We start from the raw sequence: 24,577 nt of genomic DNA on the forward strand, positions 1-24,577 counted from the left end.
ATAATAGAGTTATCGAAATTTTATCAGTAATTCTGTAAAGACAAGCTACTCGCATAAAACAGAGTCTCCTGTTTTAGCATGATATGGAAAGATACAAATGATGTTTACGAGAACTAAACGTCGTAATCAATCAGGTCGATTTGGTTCACTCCTCAATTACCTTCGCAAAGGTCGTGAGAGACGGTTACGAAATCAACGCCTCAACTCGTTATCAATTGTGATTTCTACCACTGAACTCTTAGAAGACAGGACATTGCTCTCAGCAGCGAATCCGTCCGTGGATGATACAACGTCTAACACAGAAAACGATGAACGTCCGGTAATTTTGCTTTCTCATGAAACTCAAGCAGAAAAAAGAGCGACTGCCCCTGTCTCTGACGAGGAGAAAGAAAAAAATCGAAATGACTTGGGACAAGTTGATAATCCAGATGGTTTTACACAATTTGCCACAAATGAAAATGAAACCATTGGTACGACAGGGGCGAATGACGATCTGTCCAATGCAGAGTTTATTACTGGCTTTGGGACAGGCCTCGATGATGACTTTGAAGTTGATCTTGCTGGCTTTCTGGCAAACTCAGGAGGTACGCTTACATTCGCTCCCTTTGCAGAAGATGATGGCTCAATTCCTTTAGCGAATAACCTAGGTCTGACAAGCGGTCGCCAGATTCAAGTTCTGGGAGCAACGATTGGGGATGGGCCTCATGGCAGCGCTGGAACTGGAACTGGGGACTTTGATTTTTACCGTCTAGGAGGAGTTCAAGCAGGTGAGAGAATTACAGTTTCCGTCGAAGATGCAACGCAATTCTTTGGCTTGGACCCCATTGTCGCTATCTATAGCAGTTCTGGTACTCAACTGGATTCAGATGATGATAGTGGCACATTCCTCAATAGCCTGATCGATTTTGTCGCTCCCTTGGATGATGATTACTATATTATGGTAGGTGGGTTTGGTACAGGGTTTCCAGGTGATCCCACTGATGAAACCAGTGGTGCCGGTGTCGGGCCAAATGCAAGCGCCGAAGGAACCTATAATCTCACTATTGGCTTAAATGCAGTTGATATTGATTATTACTCCTTTGACTTAGAAGCGGGTGATATTCTTGGTGCGAATGTATTTGGTGCAGGTCAAACACTAACATTGTATGACTCCACAGGTCAGATACTTATCGAATCGTCACGGTTTCTGTCTGATCTCTATCCTGAAGATAGTCCTTTACCTGGAAACGGAAATGCCTCGGCCTCTTTCGTAGCACCGACTGCTGGTACTTATTTTGTCTCAGTCACGGGAATTACCGGTCTATATAATCTTGAATTAAAAGTATTCCGTCCTGAGTTAGAAACGCAACTCGTCGATTCCGGGGCGATTCAAACTCTGTTCATTGACTTTGATGGTGCCAGTGTTGACCCAGCTCTCTTCGATGATTTTCTAGTTCCCCCCGATATTGCAAATCTCTCTCCTTTAAGTGCTTTCCTCAGTAATTGGGGGTTGACAGATGCAGATGAAGATGCCGTGATTGATGCGATCATGGCAACGATTACTGACAACTTTGCTGATGTTGGTTTACTAGGAAACAATGGCGATTTTGCTACAACCAACAATCCTGGTGACTATGGTATCCGAATTTTGAATAGCCGCGATCATGCCGATCCTTTTGGCCAGGAAAACGTCAGTCGTGTCATCGTAGGTGGTACAATCAATGAGTTTGGGATTAGTACTATCGGAATTGCGGAATCAATCGATGTCGGAAACTTTGATACCACGGAGTCAGCGGTTGTTCTGCTCGATTTACTCAGTAGTACCAATCCAGCTGACCCTAACTCTCTGAATAATATTATCCGAAACTTTAACACCACTATCATAGATTTGGTGGGAGAGGCAGTGGGAAATATTGTTTCACACGAGGCAGGACACTTCTTCGGGCTTTGGCACACTTCGAGGTTTAACGCCGACTCTCAAATTATGGACGTAGGGGGAGATATTGGCAACAGCATTGGTATTGGTCCTGATGGTTTCTTCGGCACTACTGACGATGATCCCGTCGAATTTGGGACGGACTTCTTGTTTGAATTTTTTGGCAGACAGGACAGTATCAACACATTAGCATTTGGGCTTTCTACCGCCGGTAACTTTGGTCTTGATTTCGGGGACGCTCCTGGCCCCTACCCAACCTTACTCGCAGATGACGGAGCCAGACACAACTTGGAAGGGGGGCTGACACTTGGCTCATCTATTGATTTGGAACTAGATGGACTTCCCAGTCTGGATGCATCGGGTGATGGTGCCGACGATGATGGTATCATCTTCCTTTCAAACGGGATTTCTCAAAGCGATGCATTTACAACAATTCAGGTAGAATCATCTGGCGATGGATTCCTGCAGGGTTGGATTGATTTCAATCGCGATGGCGTCTGGGATATAAGTGAGCAAGTTGTCACTGATCTTCAGGTCACTGCCGGTGTGACTACAGTTCAAATTGCTATCCCACAAGGAGCCGCATTCAGTATTGGAGAAACCTTCGCCCGGTTTCGTTTGAGTACACAAGCGGGGCTTGGTGTCACTGGCTTTGCACCTGACGGTGAAGTCGAAGACTACCGTGTCGATTTGACTGCTGCACGTTTTGGTACGATTACCTTTGATGCAGCCACTTATGATGCCGGTGATTTGATTACCATCACTGTGAGTGATGGTGATTTACTGGGAGCTGCCACAGTAAATGTACTAGTGACATCATCGGGTGGAGATTCAGAGACCGTTGTTTTAACGGCAACAGGATCTGGCACCTTTGTAGGTACGATTTTTTCCTCGCCCGGTACAGTGGTCACTGAAAATGGAACCTTGGAGGTTGTATTTGGTGAAACCATTACGGCAGCCTATGAAGATGCTGACACAGGCCAAGGCCAACCGGGTAATTTCCTGCTCGAATTTGTATCATCTGGTTTGAACAGCCCACGCGATATCATCTTTGGGCCTGATGGCGATCTTTACGTAAGCAATGGTTTTGAAAATTCAAATGGTTCGGACCACACTGTCGAACGTTTCAATGGTCAAACAGGAGCTTCTGAAGGTTCCTTTGTAATTCCAGGATCAGGGGGACTTGATGTCCCCAATGGAATGGCCTTTGGGCCTGATGGCAACCTATATGTCGCCAGTTCTGATACCGGACAAATCCTACGTTACGATGGTCAAACGGGAGCAATTATCGGAAATGGAGTCTTTGCTTCACTTGGTGCTTTTTCTGAACCACGATTTATTACCTTTGGACCTGATGGAAATCTATATGTCGGGACTACTGGATTACTCAATCGCATTTATAAAATTGATTTTATTACAGGTGCCGCCGATTTATTCGTCTCTAACGTTGATCTTGGGATTCGTGAGCCCTACGGTATGGCCTTCGATTCAAGTGGAAACCTTTATGTAGCCAGCTTCAGCACTAATGAAATCATGAAGTTTGATTCCAATGGAATTGAATTTCCTGGCGGTCCGTTCATTGCCGCAGGTACTGGCGGTCTTACGAATCCACGCGGTCTGACAATTGGTCCCGATGGGCTATTGTATGTTGCTAATGGAGCGACTGAAAGTATCCTCCGCTTCGATCCAGACACAGGCGATTTCATTGACAATTACACCTTTGGCCGGGCAGTGGAACTACCATATGGTGTTACCTTCGGCCCTGATAATAATCTGTATGTCGTTGACACCGACCTGGGTCAAGTTCTCAAGTTTGCAGGGCCCTTTGGGACCACAACTCCTCAAACGATTACCGATACAGCACTCATCGTCGCCTCTAACGGTGTTGATTTTGGTGATGCTCCCGACTCCTTCCCCAACCTCGTTGGTGATCCGGATGGTGAAGGTCCACAACACGCTCTTAATAATAATGGCCTCTTACTGGGGAGTGTCGTCTCTGCTGAAGCTGATGGCCAGGAATCCGCAGCCGCTAATCTCGATGATGATGACGGCATCTTGCTGAATCCTATCATTGCCGGCGATTCTGCTTCCACTATTACGGTACTTTCGACTGGAATTGGGTTTATCGATGCCTGGATTGATTTCAACGGCAATGGAACCTGGGAAGCTAATGAGCAAGTTCTCAGCAGCCATGCTGTGGTTGCTGGTGCCAATTCTGTTGCAGTATCGTTACCACCGGGAATCGTCGTGGGTGAAGTTGCCGCTCGATTCCGACTGAGTTCAGCTGGTGGATTAACCACAACCAGCCCTGCCGCTGATGGTGAAGTAGAAGACTATCTGGTCACAATCGTTCCACAAAACTTTGTTGGTTTACTACCTGACCCGAACCGACCTGGAAAATCGGCTCTGTTTATTACAGGTACTCAGCAAAATGACATCATCTTGATCTCGGAAAATTTTGCTGGTCTGATCCAGGTTACGATTAACGGCGTCAATCTTGGAGAGTTTGCTCCCACTGGTGGTGTGTATGCCTGGGGTCTGGGCGGAGACGATCAAATCATCGCAGATGACACCTTTTACGATACCGAATCCATGTTCTTTGGTGGCCTTGGCAATGACTACTTACAAGGTGGCTGGGCCAGTGATGTCCTAGTCGGTGGTGCTGGTAACGATGTTCTCGAAGGTGGCCCTGACGGGTTTGATATTTTGATCGGCGGAGTCGGAGCAGATTATATACGTGGTCATGATGAAGCGACGTATACAAACTATGGTGCCAATGGTGATATTCTGATTGGTGGTTCCACGGTCTACGACAATGGGTTGACTCAACTATTTGGAATCCTGTCAGAATGGACTTCAGCCACACCATTTGGAGATCGTGTCGAAAATATTCGCACACGTGTCACCAACACCGCAACGGGTGTCAACAATATCAAGCTGGATAGCACTACTGTCTTTAACGATGGTGAGGTTGATGAGCTCTTTGGAGCTGTTGCCCGAGGTGATGACTGGTTCCTGCTTGATCTGGGACTGGATCTGAACAATGCCGGTGCTCATGATATTCTTAACTAAAACGGCGGCTCACAATTGAAACAGAAACAAGCCCTCCTGAATGAAATATTTCAGAGGGCTTACTTTTTTGACCGTACTACTTAACATCCCTTTCGATTTCACCAACGTTCTACCGGACCATTGGGTGTCTTAACTAATGCGGTCGCTATTGAGGATTTGCGTTCTCCATGCCGCAAGCGAATTTGCGCAACGATATCATGGAATTCGTCGATCGATTCAAATTGTCGTAAGCGATCCTCCAAATCCTCTGGAATTCCCAACCGGGCTCCATACCAAGCGGCAAATTTGCGAATCAACTTGCAACCATAGTCATCATATTGCTCTATCATCAGCGTAAAATGACGAACCAGAAATTGAATTTGCTCTTCATCAGTTGGTTCTGAGACAGGTTCTTCTCCCCGAACAGCCTGAGAGATCTTACGAAAAATCCAGGGATCAAGCATAGCACCCCGGCCGATGGAAACCGCTTCGCACCCGGTTTCGTTCCTCATTTGAAAGGCATCCTCAACCGTACAAATATCGCCATTACCTATCACGGGAATATGATGAACTGCTTCAACCGTCTGTTTAATTCCCTCTCGATCAACGGACCCTCCAAAACCTTGATTGCGCGTGCGTCCATGAATGGTGATTGCCGCTACTCCTGCTTTTTCAAATTCGCTCGCCAGGAGAGGTGCTGTAATGGAATCTCGGTCCCATCCCAATCGCATTTTCACTGTCACTGGTATAGAGACGGCATCTACTACATCAGCCACCATCTGACAGGCTGCCTCCGGAGCACACATAATCCTTGCGCCACCCCCGTTCCCGTTAATCTTTGCCATCGGACACCCCATATTAATATCGACGGCTTCGTATCCACGGTTTTCTAACCAGCGTGCTCCTCTCACTAACTCGGAAGTGATTCCGCTAAAGATCTGTACGGTAAGAGGTTCATCTTCAACAGAAGTCATCAATAGTGCCTTGGATTTACGGCTGCCGGCCATCATTTGTGAAGCCAGGACCAAATCGGTCGTACATAATCCTAACCCACCCAACTCTCTCAATGCAACACGAAAAGCATACTGCGTATATCCCGCTAAAGGCGCGAGAAAATACCGAGTTTTGAGGATACGATTACCAATTTGAATTTCAGGAGATTCTGTTGATCTCGATTTTGAAAGTAGCATAAGACAAATGTGACTTTGATGAAAAATATGGCAACATTCAATGGAACAACTCGACGAGTTGCTCTAGAGGTAATCCTACAACATTTGACAGGCTGCCTTCAATCTGTTGAACAAAAATGGTACCACTTTCCTGAATGGCATACCCACCGGCTTTTCCCAATGATTCTTTAATTGATAGATACCAATCCAGATATCGGTTAACATAATCGATCCCATGAAAGGTCACCAGGGTTTGCACAACTTCTGTTTTGATTTGATCTCCCGATCGAAAACAGAGACCTGTCAATACTCGATGTGTCTTGCCAGCATAGTAGTCAGTAAACCATTGCCTGACGGTCTGCTCCCATTCGCCCGTTTCAGGAGGTTGTCCCAACACGAGATATTTTGCATCTTCCTGCCCAACCACAACAATGGTATCGGCCGTTAAGATTGGGTTTAAGGTGCCTGTACTCTGTTTGACTTGCTCTAATACGTCATCGTTTTTTGTTTTGCAAATAGAAATCAGTCTCTGGCGAATGGACTCTAAATCGCATAGTTGCTCAAAATCCGCTTCTTCTGAATTCTGTGGAGGAATTACTTCAATAGAGGATATTGGGATCATCTGAGATAGCAATTCTCGACGGCGAGGAGATCTGGATCCCAAAATGATCTTATCAAAGCTTATCATTTTCCTTTGCATTTCATTCAAAATAAAAATATCAAACACAAAATCGTCGCAATGCCCCCCACTACTCCCAGAGTGATCCACCATTGAGGGCGATCACTAAAAAGATGCGTGTTCACACCAACATACTCACCACAGACGGGACAAGCAACTGCCTCCTCATAAACGTCTGCTCCACAATTTGAACAGGGAACAGTCGCCGTCTCAAACTCATCAGAGTCAGTCCCAGCATCCTCATAATCGTCATCAGGTGCCAAGTTCCAATCCTCGTCCATCTTCGTATCACTTTCAGAAACGTCTGAATTATTGATTTCAGACAGACATCCTAACACTTATGTCTTCCTACTTTAAAAAGACAATTTTGTACACCGTCTCATATCAGTAGTGAAAGATCAAAACTCATTCGAAGCTCACAAAATATTAATTTTTTGAGTGAGATTGTGCTCATTCCTGGTATTCAACAGAGACGCTTATCAGATGTTGTTGAATCAACCATCTTAAAAGACTCTTAATCAATCCACTGAGGCACTTTTACCAACAAAAAGGTAAACATACGCCTCTAATCTAATTCATTTTTTATATCTAGGGAAATACATACCCGAAGCAAAAATCTTCGGTGGATTCTTTTTATTCATAATCATTTTACAATCAGAGGAGAAAAGATGCAGCCGCGTATTTCAAAACTGGGCAAACGCTTTGGTTTTACACTTATTGAGTTACTTGTTGTGATTGCCATCATTGCGATCTTGATCGCTCTATTGTTACCAGCCGTGCAACAAGCACGCGAAGCAGCTCGTCGCAGTACCTGTAAAAACAATGTAAAACAATTTGGCCTTGCACTGCATAATTATCATGAAACCCACCGCTCTTTTCCTTCAGGTTGGGTTCAACCCTCAACTGCTTCTACCTGCCAAGCTAGTTCTTCCAGCACCAGCGGTTGTCTCCCGGGATGGGGATGGGGAACTATGCTCTTGCCATTTCTGGACCAATCTCCCCTCTATAATGCCCTCAATGTAGGAAGGATTAATCTGGTTGTCGCTCCTACCGATGAGTCCAAAACTACGCTCCCACTCTTTCGCTGCCCTTCCGACACAGGAAGTAATCTAAATACTGATCGAGGTGGACACGCAACTTCAAACTATAAAGGTGTTTATGGTAGCCGAGGTATTGGGAATACAATTAATACCAGCCCGCATAATGCAGCTGGTGGCAATGGTTCCTTCTGGTCAAATAGCAATACGCGTCTGCGTGATATCCAGGACGGAGCCAGTAATACGGTTCTGATTGGTGAGACAGCCCGAGGCCGTGTGGGAACGACCTCTTATAACGGAGGCATCTGGGTTGGTTATTTTGATAACGGAAAAACGGCTTCTGTGGTCTGGAAAATGGAAAATCATCCTGGTTCTCTAATCAATGGAACTCTGCCTTGGGCTTTCAGTAGTCAGCATACAGGCGGTGCCCACTTTCTCCTTGGTGATGGTGCCGTGCGTTTCATCAGCGAAAATATTGATGGTACGACTTACGAAAATCTTGGAAAAATCAGTGACGGAAATGTAATCGGCGAATTTTAAAATAAACGTCTTTCAAATTAAAAAGAAGTGAAACGTATCCCCAACGCAAATACTTTATAATTTGTGTATGGGGATACTTTTAAAATCAAGACAATGTAAATCCCTATAGAATGAATTTACTGAGATCTTCATCTTCAACAATCGCATGCAGTTTTTGTTGTACATAAGAAGCATCAATGGTGATTTTCTTTGTTTTCAAATCGGGTGCATCAAAACTGACTTCTTCCAAAAGTCGCTCTAAAATCGTATGCAGTCGTCGTGCACCAATATTCTGAGTGGTCTGATTCACCTGAAAAGCAATTTTAGCCAATTCTTCCAGACCATCTTTCTCAAATTTGATTTTTACACCTTCTGTTTTCAACAACTCTTGATATTGCATCGTAATCGAACTGGTTGGCTCGGTCAGAATCCTTAAGAAGTCGTCGCGTGTCAGTTCCTGTAATTCAACGCGAATCGGAAAGCGCCCCTGAAGTTCGGGCATTAAGTCGGAAGGTTTTGTGCGATGAAAAGCACCTGCAGCAATAAATAACATGTAGTCAGTTTTCACAGAGCCGCTACGTGTCTGGACAGTAGTTCCTTCGACAATGGGTAGTAAATCGCGTTGTACGCCTTGTCGACTTACATCACCACCACGGCTTCCTCCTTCTTCCGATGCACAAATTTTGTCGAGCTCATCGATAAAAACAATTCCATTGCGTTCCGCCAGTTCAATTGCTTCCTCGGCAATAGCGTCTTTATCCATTAACCCTTCGACTTCCTGTTCGAGCAATACCTTACGCGCTTCGGCGACAGTCAGCTTGCGGCTTTTGCTCTGAGAAGGCATCATTCGCTCTAACATTCCCTGTAGATCAACGTCCATTTGATCCATACCCATATTAGAGAACACCTGCACGGGAGAACTTTTCTGGTCTACAGAAATTTCAACTTCTTTGTCTTCCAGATCCCCTTTACTCAGCATTTTTCGAAATTTGTCTCGTGTGCGCTCGTAGCGTTCTTTTGAATCTTCCTCCTGCTCCCCTTCCGTAGGCTCTTGATAAGATGATTCCCAATCCGGAGGCGGAACCAAAAGGTCGAGTAAGCGTTCTTCAACTCGAACCTTTGCTTTATCAACCAGTTCTACCCGTTTCTTTTCACGCACCAGATTCTTAGCAGAATCAACCAGGTCACGTACCATGCTTTCGACATCACGCCCGTAATAGCCCACTTCAGTATACTTTGTCGCTTCCACTTTGATGAAGGGCGCATTAATTAACCCAGCCAGACGGCGAGTAATCTCGGTCTTTCCGACTCCAGTTGGCCCAATCATGATAATATTTTTTGGTGTGATTTCTTTTCGGATCTCTTCTGGTAGTTGCTGCCAGCGCCAGCGATTTCGTAAGGCAATCGCGACAGCACGTTTTGCATCATCCTGACCAACAATATGATTATCCAGCTCTGCGACAATCTGCCGAGGCGTTAACTCTTGCACGGAAGCTCCTCCACGATGATATTATTATTCGTATAGATATCGATTTCTGATGCGATTCCTAAAGACGTTTTCACAATTTCTGCTGCTGACAACTCAGAATGTCCTACGAGTGCTCTCGCCGCAGCAGTGGCATAATTCCCCCCGGAACCAATGCCAATGATTCCATCTGAAGGAACGACTACGTCCCCCTGCCCGGTGATAAGCAGGCTATGCTCATGATTGACGACTATGATCAGTGCCTCCAGTTTTCGTAAAACCCGATCAGTCCGCCAATCACGGGCCAGCTCTGTTGCCGCGCGTGGCATGTTTCCCGGATAATCCTTGGCTTTGACTTCGAAGCGTTCCAAAAGTGAAAAGGCGTCTGCAGTCGATCCAGCAAACCCACACACAACTTGTCCATCCAGAATTTTGCGGATCTTACGGGTATCGCTTTTCATGACGGTATCGCCATGGGTCACCTGTCCATCGCCGCCGATCGCCACCTGACCTTGATGACGGACTGTTAAAATCGTCGTGGAACGCCATTTTTTTTTCTGTTTTGAACTCATAACAACTCGACATTTCATAAATAAATGCTGATACAAAAGCCCGGTATTATGCCAAGCAGGGACACCATAGAACAGAGTCAGAGCACATGCAAGCTTACTGAGCCTGAATCATAGCTTGCAACGACTCTGTTTTTCAATCATAGCAGATCGGCTCCTCTTTGAATTGACTCAACGATGATATGATCATTTTTCCCATAGTCTCAAAGTGAACCGCATAACCGAATTTTATGCGATTGCGGTTCACCGCGCATAAAAAAACCCTCATTTTTTCAAAAGAGGGTCTTTATCATGATGAATCAGTGTCACTCACACCAAACAGTTATGCAAGAATGCCGTGTGCTACATGGCCGGCGACATCTGTGAGGCGGAAGTCTCGTCCCGCATAACGATAGGTCAGCTTTTTATGGTCCATTCCCAAAAGATGCAAAAGAGTGGCATGGAAATCATGAATGTGCATCTTATCTTTGACAGCATAGTAACCAAACTCATCGGTCGCACCATATTGGAAGCCAGATTTGACTCCCCCTCCTGCCAGCCACATCGTAAATCCTTCCGGATTATGGTCACGACCATTCTTTCCCTGTGCAGTGGGGGTTCGTCCAAATTCTCCTCCCCAGATGACCAAAGTATCTTTCAATAAGCCGCGCTGTTTCAGATCTTTCAGTAAACCCGCGATGGGTTTATCAACTTCTTTGGCATTTTTTCCATGGCCTTCCAGTAAATTACCATGTTGATCCCATTGAACTTTCTGGTCACTGTGCGATACCTGAATAAAACGAACTCCCCGCTCCGCAAAACGGCGTGCCATTAGACACTGACGACCAAAATCAGCCGTCTTTTCTTCATTCAGTCCATACATCTTTCGAGTGGCTTCTGTTTCTCCAGAGATATCCTGAACTTGAGGAACTTCTTCCTGCATGCGGAATGCTAATTCAAAAGAACCAATCCGATCTTCCAAAACCTGATTGGGGCCAGTGTGCTGATGATGTTGACGATTCAAATCGTTTAGAAAATCAAGCTGTTTGCGTTGGACCTTACGAGAAAGAAAACTATTTTTGATATATTCTATCTGCGCCTGTTCGGCAGCAACGGCTGCATTCCCCAGAGGCGTTCCCTGATAAGGGGCCGGTAAAAAAGCGGAGCTCCAATTCTTGACGCCACCATGGGCCAAAGTAGGACAAATTGTAATGAAGCCTGGGAGATTTTGATTTTCAGTTCCCAAACCATACGTCACCCATGACCCCATACTGGGACGCACAAAAGCGTCGCTGCCGGTATGAAGTTTAAGTAAAGCCCCCCCATGCGCGGCGTTCGTTCCATGGAGCGAGTTGATAATACAAAGATCGTCAACACACTCGGCTACATTAGGAAATAATTCACTCACATGAATTCCGCTCTCGCCATATTGCTTAAATTTCCAAGGCGATTTTAATAAGTTTCCAGTTGGTGCAAATTGCACACGTGGTTTGTCAAAAGGTAATGGTTTCCCGTCGTACCTTTGCAGTTGAGGCTTATAGTCGAATGTGTCCATGTGGGATGGGCCTCCCTTCATGAACAGAAAGATCACTCGCTTAGCCCGCGGTGTAAAATGAGGCTCTTTGGGCGCTAGTGGATCTTTGGAGGAAGCCGCCTGCGTTTCATCGTTTAACATTGACAATAAGGCAAGATTCCCAAATCCAACTGCTGATTTTTTTAACAGTTCGCGTCGAGAATAAAGTGTTTGAGGTAGAATACTCATGGCAGGTCTCAGTTGGTATTGATTGGCTGTATGGTCGCAGCGTTAATGTTAACTCGAATCTCTCAAACAAATTATTTGAGATAAATAAACTCACTTGACGCAAAAAAGGACTGGCAGAGCACCTGCCAGGCACGATGGATACGCTTCACAGAATCTGCTTCTTCTGATTGTAAATCGTTTTCCACTTCATCCAGGAACTCCAGTGATCTATTGACTTCAAGTTCAGATGGTAAGCGGCCATACGATTTTAAAAAGAGCTGTTGAATTTTCTGCTCTGGCGATTGTGAAGTATGAGACAAAATAGAATCTGCCATACGTTCAGAAGCATCTTCCACAAGATGACTATTCAAGAGGAATAGAGCCTGCGGCGCGACAGTAGTGGAAGCACGATCGCCATTTAATACACTCGCATCTGAGTAATCAAACAGCATAAACATCCCAAACAAATGGTTACGGATCACAGGCAGATAAATCGAGCGCCTGTTAAAATCGTATGTCACACCATCTTTTGATTCATGGTTGAAGACAAATTCGCGGTTATTCACGTTGAGCAATGAACCGCCCATCTTCAGGTCTAGTCCTCCGCTCACAAGTAGAATCGAATCTCGAATAGATTCTGCGTCCAAACGACGCAGATCGGCTCGCCACATCAAATCATTATCAGGATCAACGGAGGCGGCTTGTTCGTTCCATTTGTTACTCATCTGCCAGGTATTCGAAAGTAAAATCATGCGATGTAATTTTTTGAGCGACCACCCCTGCTCCATCAAGTTGGCTGCCATCCAATCCAGTAAAGGCTGATTGGTCGGCTTGGCCCCTAATTTTCCAAAGTTGTCTGGTGTGGCCACGATTCCTTTTCCAAAGTGCCAGCGCCAGATTCGATTCACGATCACTCGTGATGTCAGGGGGTGGTCACGATTTACAAGCCATTCAGCGAACTTCAGTCGACCACTTTGATCCTTTGGAAATGGATCTGACGACTGCTGGTTCAAAACCACGGGAACCTGCCGTGGCACCATTTCTCCTAATGTCAAATGGCTGCCTCGAATATGAATGGGAACATCGACAATTTCTCGTTCCGCCGCCCCCAACGCAGTAGGAACTTCGGGGCGTTCTTTTTTCAGGGCAGCGACTTTATCTCGGAATTCTTTTAATTGTTTTTGAGCTGCTTTGGAATAAGAAGATTCTGGTTTCGCAGGGAGTTTAAAATCCTTCCCCCCTGCTTTCTGAAGACGTTCGTTTTCGGATTTGATCAAGCCGGCAATCTTATCATTCTCGTTTTTGATCTTCCGGTCCCATTGAGCTTGCACTTTAAGTTCTGCTTCGGTCGCCAATGAATTTTCATGCCAGCGGGCGACCTTCTTATAATGCTCCATGATTTTAGTGCTTTTTAAGATGCCCGCCAAACCATAATAATCATGTGCTAGAATCGGATCGAATTTGTGGTCATGACAGCGGGCACATCCCAGCGTCAGCCCCATCAGAGAAACACCGATGGTATTAATCTGCTCGTCAATAATGTCCATTTCCATCTTGGTTTCATCGACTTCCGCCAAGACTTTAGGACCTAAAGACAAAAACCCCGTCGCGATCAAACGCTCATTACGTACGGCGACATCTTGAGTTGGTTCCAGTAGATCTCCTGCCAACTGTTCTTTCAGAAACTGGTCGTAAGGTTTGTCTTTATTCAGAGCATTGACCACGTAATCTCGATATTTCCAGGCCGTTCCGTAGGCCACATTCTCATCAAGGCCATTTGAGTCGGCATAACGTGCGACATCCAACCAATGACGGCCCCAGTGTTCGCCGTAATGTGGTGAAGCCAACAAGCGGTCAACCACTTTTTCAAACGCCTGTGGTGAAGTATCGTTCAAAAAATCATTGATTTCCTGCAATGTGGGAGGCAGTCCCGTTAAGCCATATGTCGTACGTCGAATTAAAGTGCGCTTGTCAGCCGGTTCAGCAGGAGTGAGGTTCGCTTGCTCCAGTTTGTGTAATACAAACTGGTCGATTGGATTTTTCACCCAGTCGCTATTTATGACTTTAGGCAATACAGGCTTCTTCACAGATTGAAATGACCAGAACTGTCTTTCTTTTTCCAGATCCAACTTGCCTTTTGCATCCGCAGTTCTAAGTAAGCTCAAGTCAGCGTTAGGATACGGTGCCCCCATTTTGACCCAATTGACCAGGTCTTTGACTTCCTGTTTACTTAGTTTATCATCGGGTGGCATTTGTAAATCGGGCGACTGGTACTTCACGGCCGTGATCAATAAGCTCTGTTCCGGCTTCCCCGGGATGATCAACGAACCTGCTTTGCCCCCTTTGGCAATACCCTGAAAGGAATCCATACGCAGCCCGGATTCCTGCTCATCGGGGCCATGACAGTCATAACAATGCTTAATAAACAACGGTCGAATCTTGGATTCAAAAAACTGAATCTGTTGTTGTGTGGGTTGCTTCTCAGCCGCGCAAAGGCTGGAAGTCGTCAACACAGCAAAAGCGATCAACAATCCTGAGAGAAATTGTGTTCTGAATGAATCGAATTGATTTTGTAATCTCGCATGCATCGTCATTATTATTTCCAGCATTATCAGGTAGGAGCCACAAGTTTTCTGGATGAGTGTTCGCTTCTCAAACAGCAGTCTGTCGCTTATGCGTGAAGGTAAGACTTTAGGATAATGAGCTTATGCTTACCCTATTATTATAGTTCCAGTTAGATCAAAAATCAGTAAGAAAATACGCTCGATAAAACTAGTTCAGACCAACGGTCCGTTTCATGTCCCGACAAAACTTTTTGAGAGTGTGTACTTCAATTCCCGTAAAAATGTTTCTACATCGTCCAGTGTATTGTATCCATGCAAGGCAACACGAATCCTGCCCGCGTGATACATGGGATGAATTTGTTTACTATGTAAGTGTTGATAAATCCTTTCCGCTTCAGGATGTCGAAATGCAATTATACCCGCTAAGTTTTCGATCTTCCGCGGCGAAATGAATTCAACCGGTAACTCTGCGAGTCCTGCCAGACAGGCTTCGACCAGAGGCTCGGTTGCCTGATTAATTTCTTCGACGCCCACCGCTGTAATATAATCCAAAGCAGCTCGGATTGCATAAACGGCGGGATAATTGGGCATGCCCACTGTAAAGCTCGCCGCTCCTGGCAGGCTCTCTGCTTTTTCAAAACGCCGATCTCCAAATGCGTCTTTCAGATTAAACCAGCCCCCGGCGGGAACAGTCCATTCATTCGCACGCGACGCAGGCACGCCTACCAGTCCCCCACCATGAGAAGCCAGAATCCACTTATGTGTGCTGCTGATTACCAGATCAATGTCTTCCAGATCGAGCGGAATTCGTCCCAGGGCCTGAGTGACATCTAAGGCAATTAAAGCGGAAGAATGTTGGCGAATTGTTTGAATCACTTCCTTCAAAGGAATTTTGAACCCATTGAAAAAACTGACCAGTGAGATACTCACCACACGTGTTTTGTCTGTTAAAAGTGACTGCAGATCTTCCAATCGTAATTCCCAATCACGGGCTTCCCATATTTTTACGGTGGCAGGACAACTTTGCTGTAACCCGAACGTATAACTGGCAGGAAAGTCTAAATCACTGATAATGACTTCATCACCTGGTTTTAGCTGCAAAGACTGATATGCCAGATTAAACGCTTCAGAACTGCAGGAACAGATGCTGACTTCATCGGAACTCATACCATACAATTGAGAAACTAACTTTTTTGCTGCTTCCCATTGCACTTCATGAAGCTCACGGCCATCCATGCCCAGTTCTTTGTCCTGAAAGTACTGCTGGAACGCTTCTCTCACCGCAATTGGTGGAATCCCTTCCGCAGCCGTATTTAAGTAAACACGACATTTCAAACTGGGAAAATCATGATCTCGAATCTGTTGATCCAGCATAAAAACTCCGTTCGTTTACCCACTTGATTCAGTGGACAGCGTGCGTTTCAACATCTGGTGTCTTTAACATCGTCGGTCCAAACTCACTTGAAATCGCTTGCGAGCAGCGTAACATCGCTGAGGAAATCGTCGTGCTGTCCCGCGACTCGCCAACACGTAAAATATGTGAAACACACAACACTGCCAACAACCGTCCTTCTGCACCAAGAATCGGAGTAGCCGTATCCTGAACTCCCTGATTCAGCGTGCTCGCCATGGTACGAAAACCAGCTTGCCGAATCGCACGTGACTCGGCCTCATATTCGCGAATCTGATCATCTGGTAAATCACATTGTGACCAGTATTTGAGTCTCTGTTCGTCAGGTAAAAAAGATAGCGCTACTAAACCGCTGTTACGTTCGTGCAGTTTGAAGCTGGCACCGATGCGGACCGCCAAAGCAACATCTGCATCGCAATTCACACGTGCAATCACCAACATTTTATTGCGAACGACCAGGTTCAGGTGACATGGCTCATTCAGTTCATTCGCCAATGTCTCCATGTGCGGAGTGGCACGCGCAATTAACGCCCCCGTACTTGCATGCTTGGATCCCAGTTCGAACAGCTTGGTACTCATCCGGTAGCCCTGATTGAGATCGCGAATTAAATACCCTTGTTCATTGAGGCAGGCCATCACTCGAAACAGCTCCTGCTTGGTCCGCCCCAAACGATCTGCAATGTCTGTCAGAGACAATGGTTGCGAGATACCAGACAATAGCTCCAGAACCTCTAATCCCTTTTCAAGAGCGGGCACACGGTACGATAATCTCGAGTCGTTTCTTTCTAATGTTTTACTCATGAAATATGATTTTACATGTAAAACAGGTTTCGTCAAGCACTAATCCTGACTTTAATCCACAATCTGTAACCATATAAAAAATAAAACCTTAGGCAAAATATTACCTAAGGCATATAGGGTTCGATAATGTAGACCCCAAAGGGTATTACTAAGTTCTTACCAGATCAAGGAATCGTATCTAGCAGGTCCTCGACAAACTTTCTCAGCACTTCATGAGTGACCTGAATATCAACCTGAGTGCGACCACTTTGTCCATTTTGATATTCGAAACGTTTTAAACTGAATTGCCCATTGGAATGTGATGAGAGAATGATTTCATAAAACCGAGTCCCCGCTTGATTCTGGTCTGGGGGAGTCGAACGAATTAATACCTGCCCTGCGTCTTCATCATATTCGAGAGGCCCTATGTTTTCTAAAAGATAGGTGACTCGCTGACACAGTTTCTGCCCCCATTCTTTCAACTTGTCAAACGTTGCCTGTGTTAATGACGGCACGTTAACGCGCACTTCTCTTAAAGAACAACTCATCGAGTCGACAGAAGTAAAATCGATTATCACTTCAATTTTGCCAGTGGCAGCCAGTGTGATTGTACTCGGCTGTGCGAACTGCGATCCTGCCAACTGCTTCAGCTCATGATTTAATTGATTAATCACGGTCATTATTCAATCCTCCTTGCGGAGACATCCCTTCCCTGATTTATTCTTTTTCTTTTGAATTTGTGGAATGCTTCTTACCGTCATAACTCAAGATGGTAGGTCTGTCGTCGACGACTGTTTCGATATTCACGGGTCGTTTCCAGATCGTATGCAAGTTGACCAAAGTATCCTGAGCATAATCGAGCTTGAGTTCGACTCCCAGATATTCATGTTCCAGATAGAGTTCGCCCCGGTTTTTATAGTTTCCATCCTGAACGTAAATCACAGGTCGTCCATGATTACTAAGGCTGCTCAAAAGTTGTAGTTTGATCTGCTCAAATTCGCGTGACTGAATTTCGTAAGTTCGATTGGAATCATTATAGGCAAACGAAAACATCTGATTTTTATAGCAGAACTCAGGAGTCAAAAACGTATCGATAAACGTGATATCGTTATGAATCCGTCGAACTTCAAAGATTTTCTCTCTGCCCAGCCCTAAATCCTGATTCCAATTCTCTTTTTTAAACATATCAGGACAGTTCTCATACTCGGGGCCAAATTGCCCTTTATTCCAGCGTTCTTCGATATCTTTGAGTAGTTCAATTCCTAACTTATACGGATTCAGTCGGTTCGGACTGGTTGCCATCGTACCACTATGGTGATCGGCATAATTGATCAAGCCTTCATCCGTCAAACCATGACGCGTCATAATTGTAGAGTGCCAGAAACTGGCCCAACCCTCGTTCATGATCTTGGTCTGCCCTTGGGGAGCAAAGTAGTACGCTTCATCTCGAATAATCGAAAGCACATCACGCTGCCAATCTTCCAAGGGCGCATACTGAATCAAAAAGAACAACACATCTCGTAAACGTTCTTTTGGAAATTTCAGTTGATCGGCCAATTCCTGAGCTTTCTTGCGTTTTTCGTTGGCCTCTTCTTCGAGTATGTCTTCGGGATTAATATACGGATCCATGTACTGCTTTGCCGGAAATCGTCCTGAAGACGTTTCAGCGGTATCGGTTTTTTGTTTTTCCGTCTCTTCTTTTGTGGGAGGCTTCTTCGTCCGCCTGACATGCGGCGCATAGGGATCGATCAAGCTTTCCAAAGAAAGACAAGTATCAATAAACATCTCCACTGTTTCATAACCATAATCATCAATATGCCGATTCATACGGGTGGCGTGATTGGCCATCTGATCGAGCATTTTGCGATTGGTGTGCGAGAACCAGGCGTTGTTTTTAAAAAAATCACAGTGACCATAAACGTGTGCAATCACCAGTTTTTGATCGGTGATATCATTCGCACTCAAGAGATAGGCATAACAGGGATCCGTATTGATCACCATTTCATAGATTTTCTGCAGACCGTACGAATAGCCTTTCATCAATTCATCAAACTGAGCTCCAAATCGCCAGTGAGGATAACGAACCGGAAATCCACCATAGGCGGCAAACATACTCAGCTCTTCGTAGTCCAGGACTTCAAAAATGGTTTTGAAGAAGTCGAGACCATAATCGAGCGCATGCTGTTCCATCTCCTGTTGGATATCACTCAATTCTTTAGGTAAAGGGCGATGAGTTGTGACTACCATATGAATCTCCGTCAGCGGTCAATCGATTCCGAATCAGAGGCTGACTGTTCTTTGACTCAAACTCTAAAACATACTACTTTCAGTCAATCTATTTTCCTGTTCCCAGAAACGTCTTAATCGAACCATAGATCGCTTCTTTATCGTCAATTTCAGAGAGGATCAAATTATCCCACTCTTCTTCAATCTTCCGTAATTCTTTGATAAAGTCCCCGGACCCATAAGGACTTCTTACCTGTCCATAACAGAAAAGATTACAAATCGGAAAAATATTCTGTTTGAGATTGTCGATACACTCGGTGTTATCTTCTCCCCAGTTGTCTCCATCGGAAAATTGAAAACAGTAAATATTCCATAGCGAAGGGGGAAAGTCTCTTTGAATGATCTGGTTTGCCGCCCGGTAAGCGGATGAGATACGCGTTCCACCACTTTCGCGAACGCGGTAGAAGGTATCTTCATCCACTTCATGAGCAACAGCATCATGTACAATATAGCGACGTTCAATGCCGTCGTATTGACGTTTTAACCAGGTATCAATCCAAAAGGACTCCGTACGGACGATTTCTTTCTGGACGTCTGTCATTGATCCCGATACATCCATCATATAAATGACGGCGGCATTCGTATGTGGTTCCGAAACGGTTTTCCAGCTTCGAAACCGCTCATCATCTTTAGTAGGAATAATTGACGGCTCAGTGGGATCATAATTGTTTGTCGCAATCATTCTCCTGAGCGCTCGTTTGTAGGTACGTTTAAAATGTCTTAATGAATCGGGTCCAGTGGGACGGATTGATGTGTAGCGGTCTTTCTTGGATGTCAGCGCGTCATCGCCCTTGGGTTCAATTCGTGGAAGCTCCAGAGCTTCGCCGAGCATGTCAGCCAATTCTTCAAGTGTTAATTCCACTTCCCGAATATGTTGCCCCTGCTGGTTACCAGCTTGACCTTTACCATCACCATCATCCTGACCGCGGCCGATCGTTTCTCCTACGTCACCTTCCCCCTGGCCTACTCCGCCACTTCCTTTTTCGCCATGTTGAAAATGGGGGATCTCAATATTGGGAACAGGGATACTGACAGTTTCTCGACCTTTGCGACCAATCATCTCACCGTGATTGATATACTTCCGGAGCTGTTGACGAACCTTCCCCTTGATAATCTTATTAAATCGTTGCTGGTCACGATCAATTCTACGTACCATAATATCGAGACCCTTTCAGTTTAGGGAAGCAGGGGTTCGTCGGCTCTCAAACAATTCCTTCTTCTCTTAAGTACTCTGTATGAAGTTACAATCGTCTCAAAGATTAAGCTGCATCACTACCTTTTTTTGTGTCACCACGAGCGAAGATGCTAGCAACATATTGCAATACGTCTGTTGCCGACTCTTCATCATAGCCATAATTTCGAATCAGCCGGGCTTTGACGATATCGATTTTCTCCTGCGTTTCGGCATCGACCACGTTCGATACCAGACTCGTCAATTTGATGGTATCCTTCTGGTCCTCGAATAATTTCATTTCGAGCGCCTTTTGCAAACGTTCGTTCGTTTTGTAGTCAAACGTTTTTCCATCCATTGATAACGCGCCAATGTAGTTCATGATTTCACGACGGAAATCATCTTTTCTGGTTTCAGGAATATCGATTCGCTCTTCGATAGAACGCATCTGTCGTTCATCCGGCTCTTCATATTCGCCAGTAAATTTATTCTTGACGCGTTCTTTCTGTGTGTACGCTTTCACGTTATCAAGGTAATTACCACACAGTCGCGTGAGTGCTTCTTCGTCGGCGGCAATCGCACGCTGAACTTCATTTTTCACAATATCAGTATACTCCTCTTTGACGACAGTAATTAACTGGCGATAATGATCTCGCAAGTCATCGTTGGCAATCAACGAGTGATGCTTTAACCCTTCCTCCAGCTCATTCAAAAGCATAAACGGATTCAGGTTCGAGCTATGAGAGTTTACCACGAGTGCATTGGAAATTTTGTCCTGAACATAACGAGGAGAGATTCCAAACAGCCCTTCTGATTTTGCTTCTTTACGAAGTTGCTCGACATTTTCAGTAGTAAATCCAGACAATGACTTGCCATTATACAAATTCATTTTCTGAACCAGCGTCAAACCATGATGCTTCGGCGTTTCGAGTCGCGTCAGCACTGCCCACATTGCCCCGATTTCCAGAGTATGCGGAGCGATGTGTTTACCTCTGACCCGTTTGGAATTGTAGTCTTTCTCGTAAATTTTAATTTCTTCACTCAGCTTCGTAACGTAAGGAACATCAATTTTTACGGTACGATCCCGAAGTGCTTCCATAAATTCATTTGATTGCAAACGACGATATTCCGGTTCATTGGTATGACCGATGATGACCGTATCGATATCCGTTTGGGCAAACTTCTTCGGCTTGATTTTGTGTTCCTGAGAGGCACCAAGCAGATCATACAAAAATGCCACATCCAGCTTTAAGACTTCGATAAACTCGATCAGTCCACGATTGGCGACATTGAATTCACCATCAAAATTGAAAGCACGCGGATCACTTTCGCTACCATACTGCGCAATCTTGCGGTAGTTAATATCTCCGGTTAGCTCGGTAGAATCCTGATTCTTCTCATCTTTAGGCTGGAATGTTCCAATCCCAATTCGATCCTGCTCTGAGAAGGTGATTCGCTTCACAACGACCTGCTCCATCACTTTAGTCCAGTCGCCATTAGCTGCTTTCAATTTTTCATTGAACATGAAGCGACTCAACGGACATACTTCGCCAGCAATTTCGACGATGTAATCTGACTCTTTACTGGCATCGCGGCCAGCATTCAGATGGTCACAAACTTCCTGACGATTCTCGAGTGGAATTAATTGTAAAGGATCACCATTCATAGGATCCCAAAGAATAGAACCATCCTCTTCTTTCCAACCAAAGCTGTAGAGGGCACCTTCTTCGGTACGTGAATAACGTTCCAGCCCCTGCTTCAACAGACGCGCAATAGTACTTTTTGAACTTCCCACAGGGCCATGTAACAACAAGACACGGCGTTCACTACCATACTTCAGCGCAGCCGATTTAAAGACATTAACCAGTTCCATCAACGGCTTGGAAAGACCAAAGATTCCATCGCGTCCGTCATTGACTGGATCATCGAAAAAGCGATAGCGAATGAGTCCCTTTTTACCTTCAACCGGATAGGTCCCATAGCTCATGATCATATCATAAACTCTTTGGAACGCCGTTCGCGTTACTTTGGGATCTTCTCGAACAAGATCGAGGTACTCTTCAAAAGTCCCCTGCCAATGTTCCTGCTGAAAAGATTCAGAATTAAGCTGACCGGAGATCTGATTTAAAATTGATCGACCATTTTCCATGGGACTCCTCCTCCTGGCGTCGCGACTTGCACTCTGGCAGGCCGCATAGTAGGCCAATAAGTTCGAGGTAATTTAATTTAAAAGAATGTTCTAAAGCGCTACAGCCTTTCACAAAGACGGAAGTTTTGCATGAATTTAGACACACACAGCGCAGGGATAGTTCCCGCATACAAACATAAATTTGTGATGAGGGTATTTACAAGACCATCCATGGCCAACACCAAATTGTAAAATTGGGATTATTGTGTGGACGTGACTCACTAGTGCTCAAAGTATGCCACACAGGAATGTAAAGTGACGAAACTTTTCTTCGAACACCTCTATTATTTCCCACCTCTCATATCGAGACAATAGCAATCTTGAATTCAAAAGAATCACCTCTTTTAGGGGCAACCTGTTCAATAACTGTAAGTTAATATCATACAACCAGTTAGAAAAACATCTCTAAACAAGTATAGATTCCTGTAAAGTGAACCAAAGACTCCTGAACGAAACGATTCTCAGCCGATTGGACAGACTGGATGTGCTACGATTTTCGAATCAAACATCAACACAATTCTCAAACATTATTACGCTGAAATTTGTTAAAACGTTTAAGAATTTTTGTGAGCTCAAACAGTTGATTGAGATGATAAGAGCAAAACGATTTTGTAGCTTTTGATTAGAAAAAAATTTGACTTACAATCGAAATACGCACGACTCCCTATGGCTCCATCAGCTTGTGAATGAGCTTAATAATGCGATCTTCTACTCCAGGTTGAAAAGGACCATGGAAACCAAAGTACTTCATTGCCCCACCCCCTTCATAACCACCTTCTTTGAGAACCCGTTCCGAAGGGATATAGGCAAAAACTTCATTACAATAACTGGCAACCCAGATCCGACGATGAGAGAATTCTTCATGGAGACGAATAGAATAATCAATCACCGCTTCTCCTCCTAAACCGATCAAAGTCAGATCATTCCCAAAAGAGATGACCTGAGCAGGGAATGGGTAGGAAGTTTTGATAGCGCCCTGCTGATCCAGTTGATTCAACAGATACTTCGTCAGGCGTTGCAAATAGACATCGCCCTTTCCCTGACGCATAAGAAGCTCTGCCTTGGATGGCGGATCAACAAACGGTAAATCCGTTCTCTGAAACTTGACTTTGACAGGCCCTTTGATGGGCTCCATCGTTTTCTCCATCGCACGCACAACCGCATCTGATAGCGAATTTCCATGCTGCTCTGCCAATGCAAGTGTACGTCGAGGATGAGGATTCGCATCTCCCCCACAACCGATCATGAACAGAGCTGTGACACCGGGATACTTTTTCTCCAAAGCAATCTGTGCGAAACCTGCATAGTCGCCACAATATTGAGAGAGAGCAATGGTCGTATTATGGCAAGCATATCCAAATAAGATGGCTTTTGTTTTACCTGCTTCGTCACATACTCGCAGGACAGGTACCGTATGATCGACAGGGCCATCCGGGTTGTACCGACCACGACGGTTTAGTGCAAATTTCGCCTGATCTTCCCCATACGCTAGCATCGCATCCGACATGGACTGACTGGCCTGAATGATCAGGTTTACCAGTTTGTCTTCCAGTAACTTTGCATACTGATTCACGTCATTCTGCTGTGCGTCAGTTAAATCATAAGCGAGTGCCGCACAACCACGAACAACAGGACCGCAATGAGTGTGTGAGGAATTCAACAGAATCTGTTCACGTGTCATTCCTGTCTTTTTCGCAACGCGGTTTCCAACCGCATCGGAAATCTCTCGTGTCAATCCGATTAGATCAGTCGTCACGATCGCTGCCCGATTACCATGTTTATCTTCAAAAACTAACGCTTTGGCCCACAGAGGATGCGTCATTCCCTTAGCAGGCTCTTTACGAGCGGCATAGCCGGCCAGCCAAATTGATTTTGCAGGCGTGATGTCAACACGCGCAATCCCCACTCTCAAATCTCCTCCCTGTAATTCGGGATGATCCAAAATCAGAATCGCTAACAAACAGAACAGAAAATTCTTTAACATGATCTCAATTTCTTTGTAAAAACAAGTGATCTCTTCCTGTCAACTGATCCTACAATATCGTTTCACAAA

General features: G+C 45.1%; 16 protein-coding genes. 2 read left to right on the plus strand and 14 right to left on the minus strand.

Annotated features, from left to right (window positions below):
• Positions 1-97 precede the first annotated feature (97 nt).
• Entirely contained in the window at positions 98-4,987 is a 4,890-nt protein-coding gene (locus V202x_RS04880) for a GEVED domain-containing protein (protein ID WP_145171741.1), read from the plus strand.
• A 98-nt stretch (positions 4,988-5,085) separates the two neighbouring features.
• On the opposite strand, the gene V202x_RS04885 is transcribed toward V202x_RS04880, so the two are convergent.
• The 3 genes from V202x_RS04885 to V202x_RS27365 are packed head-to-tail and all read right to left on the minus strand — an operon-like array spanning position 5,086 to position 7,152.
• Positions 5,086-6,156: a tRNA dihydrouridine synthase gene (locus V202x_RS04885; protein ID WP_145171743.1), complete on the minus strand. Its 1,071-nt coding sequence runs from the start codon at positions 6,154-6,156 to the stop codon at positions 5,086-5,088.
• A 37-nt stretch (positions 6,157-6,193) separates the two neighbouring features.
• Positions 6,194-6,907, minus strand: coding sequence for a Maf family protein (locus tag V202x_RS04890; protein ID WP_145171745.1), 714 nt, complete (start codon positions 6,905-6,907; stop codon positions 6,194-6,196).
• The gene (locus tag V202x_RS27365) at positions 6,841-7,152 is read right to left on the minus strand and encodes a zinc ribbon domain-containing protein (protein WP_197993230.1); all 312 of its coding nucleotides are present in this window, start codon (positions 7,150-7,152) and stop codon (positions 6,841-6,843) included. Before V202x_RS27365 ends, V202x_RS04890 begins: the two co-directional genes overlap by 67 nt.
• A gap of 330 nt (positions 7,153-7,482) precedes the next feature.
• On the opposite strand from V202x_RS27365, the gene V202x_RS04895 reads away from it, so the two are divergent.
• On the plus strand, positions 7,483-8,391 hold the full coding sequence (locus V202x_RS04895; protein ID WP_145171747.1) for a DUF1559 domain-containing protein: 909 nt from the start codon (positions 7,483-7,485) through the stop codon (positions 8,389-8,391).
• Positions 8,392-8,494: 103 nt separating this feature from the next.
• On the opposite strand, the gene hslU is transcribed toward V202x_RS04895, so the two are convergent.
• The 11 genes from hslU to V202x_RS04950 all read right to left on the minus strand — a co-directional run bounded on the left by hslU (position 8,495) and on the right by V202x_RS04950 (position 24,508).
• Complete coding sequence (gene hslU, locus V202x_RS04900) at positions 8,495-9,859, minus strand: ATP-dependent protease ATPase subunit HslU (RefSeq protein ID WP_145171749.1); 1,365 nt, start codon at positions 9,857-9,859, stop codon at positions 8,495-8,497.
• A complete protein-coding gene (gene hslV / locus V202x_RS04905) occupies positions 9,847-10,407 on the minus strand; it encodes an ATP-dependent protease subunit HslV (protein WP_145171751.1) in 561 nt (186 codons plus the stop codon). Before hslV ends, hslU begins: the two co-directional genes overlap by 13 nt.
• A 319-nt stretch (positions 10,408-10,726) precedes the next feature.
• On the minus strand, positions 10,727-12,145 hold the full coding sequence (locus tag V202x_RS04910; protein WP_145171753.1) for a DUF1501 domain-containing protein: 1,419 nt from the start codon (positions 12,143-12,145) through the stop codon (positions 10,727-10,729).
• Positions 12,146-12,216: 71 nt separating this feature from the next.
• The gene (locus V202x_RS04915; protein ID WP_145171755.1) at positions 12,217-14,718 is read right to left on the minus strand and encodes a PSD1 and planctomycete cytochrome C domain-containing protein; all 2,502 of its coding nucleotides are present in this window, start codon (positions 14,716-14,718) and stop codon (positions 12,217-12,219) included.
• Between the two features lie 201 nt (positions 14,719-14,919).
• Complete coding sequence (locus V202x_RS04920) at positions 14,920-16,062, minus strand: aminotransferase class V-fold PLP-dependent enzyme (RefSeq protein WP_145171757.1); 1,143 nt, start codon at positions 16,060-16,062, stop codon at positions 14,920-14,922.
• Between the two features lie 28 nt (positions 16,063-16,090).
• Positions 16,091-16,855 carry an IclR family transcriptional regulator gene (locus tag V202x_RS04925; RefSeq protein ID WP_232098847.1) on the minus strand — a complete coding sequence of 255 codons (765 nt, stop codon included), beginning with the start codon at positions 16,853-16,855 and terminating at the stop codon, positions 16,091-16,093.
• 209 nt (positions 16,856-17,064) lie between these two features.
• A complete protein-coding gene (locus V202x_RS04930) occupies positions 17,065-17,559 on the minus strand; it encodes a hypothetical protein (protein WP_145171759.1) in 495 nt (164 codons plus the stop codon).
• Between the two features lie 37 nt (positions 17,560-17,596).
• On the minus strand, positions 17,597-19,126 hold the full coding sequence (locus tag V202x_RS04935; protein ID WP_144984184.1) for a SpoVR family protein: 1,530 nt from the start codon (positions 19,124-19,126) through the stop codon (positions 17,597-17,599).
• A gap of 88 nt (positions 19,127-19,214) precedes the next feature.
• Positions 19,215-20,321 (minus strand): DUF444 family protein, encoded by a 1,107-nt coding sequence (locus V202x_RS04940; protein WP_144984181.1) that lies wholly within the window; start codon positions 20,319-20,321, stop codon positions 19,215-19,217.
• A gap of 103 nt (positions 20,322-20,424) precedes the next feature.
• Positions 20,425-22,485 (minus strand): PrkA family serine protein kinase, encoded by a 2,061-nt coding sequence (locus tag V202x_RS04945; RefSeq protein WP_145171761.1) that lies wholly within the window; start codon positions 22,483-22,485, stop codon positions 20,425-20,427.
• Positions 22,486-23,188: 703 nt separating this feature from the next.
• Positions 23,189-24,508, minus strand: a complete 1,320-nt coding sequence (locus V202x_RS04950) for a neutral/alkaline non-lysosomal ceramidase N-terminal domain-containing protein (RefSeq protein ID WP_145171762.1) — start codon at positions 24,506-24,508, stop codon at positions 23,189-23,191.
• Between the last annotated feature and the right edge of the window lie 69 nt (positions 24,509-24,577).

The organism is Gimesia aquarii (assembly GCF_007748175.1).
Classification (GTDB): domain Bacteria; phylum Planctomycetota; class Planctomycetia; order Planctomycetales; family Planctomycetaceae; genus Gimesia; species Gimesia aquarii_A.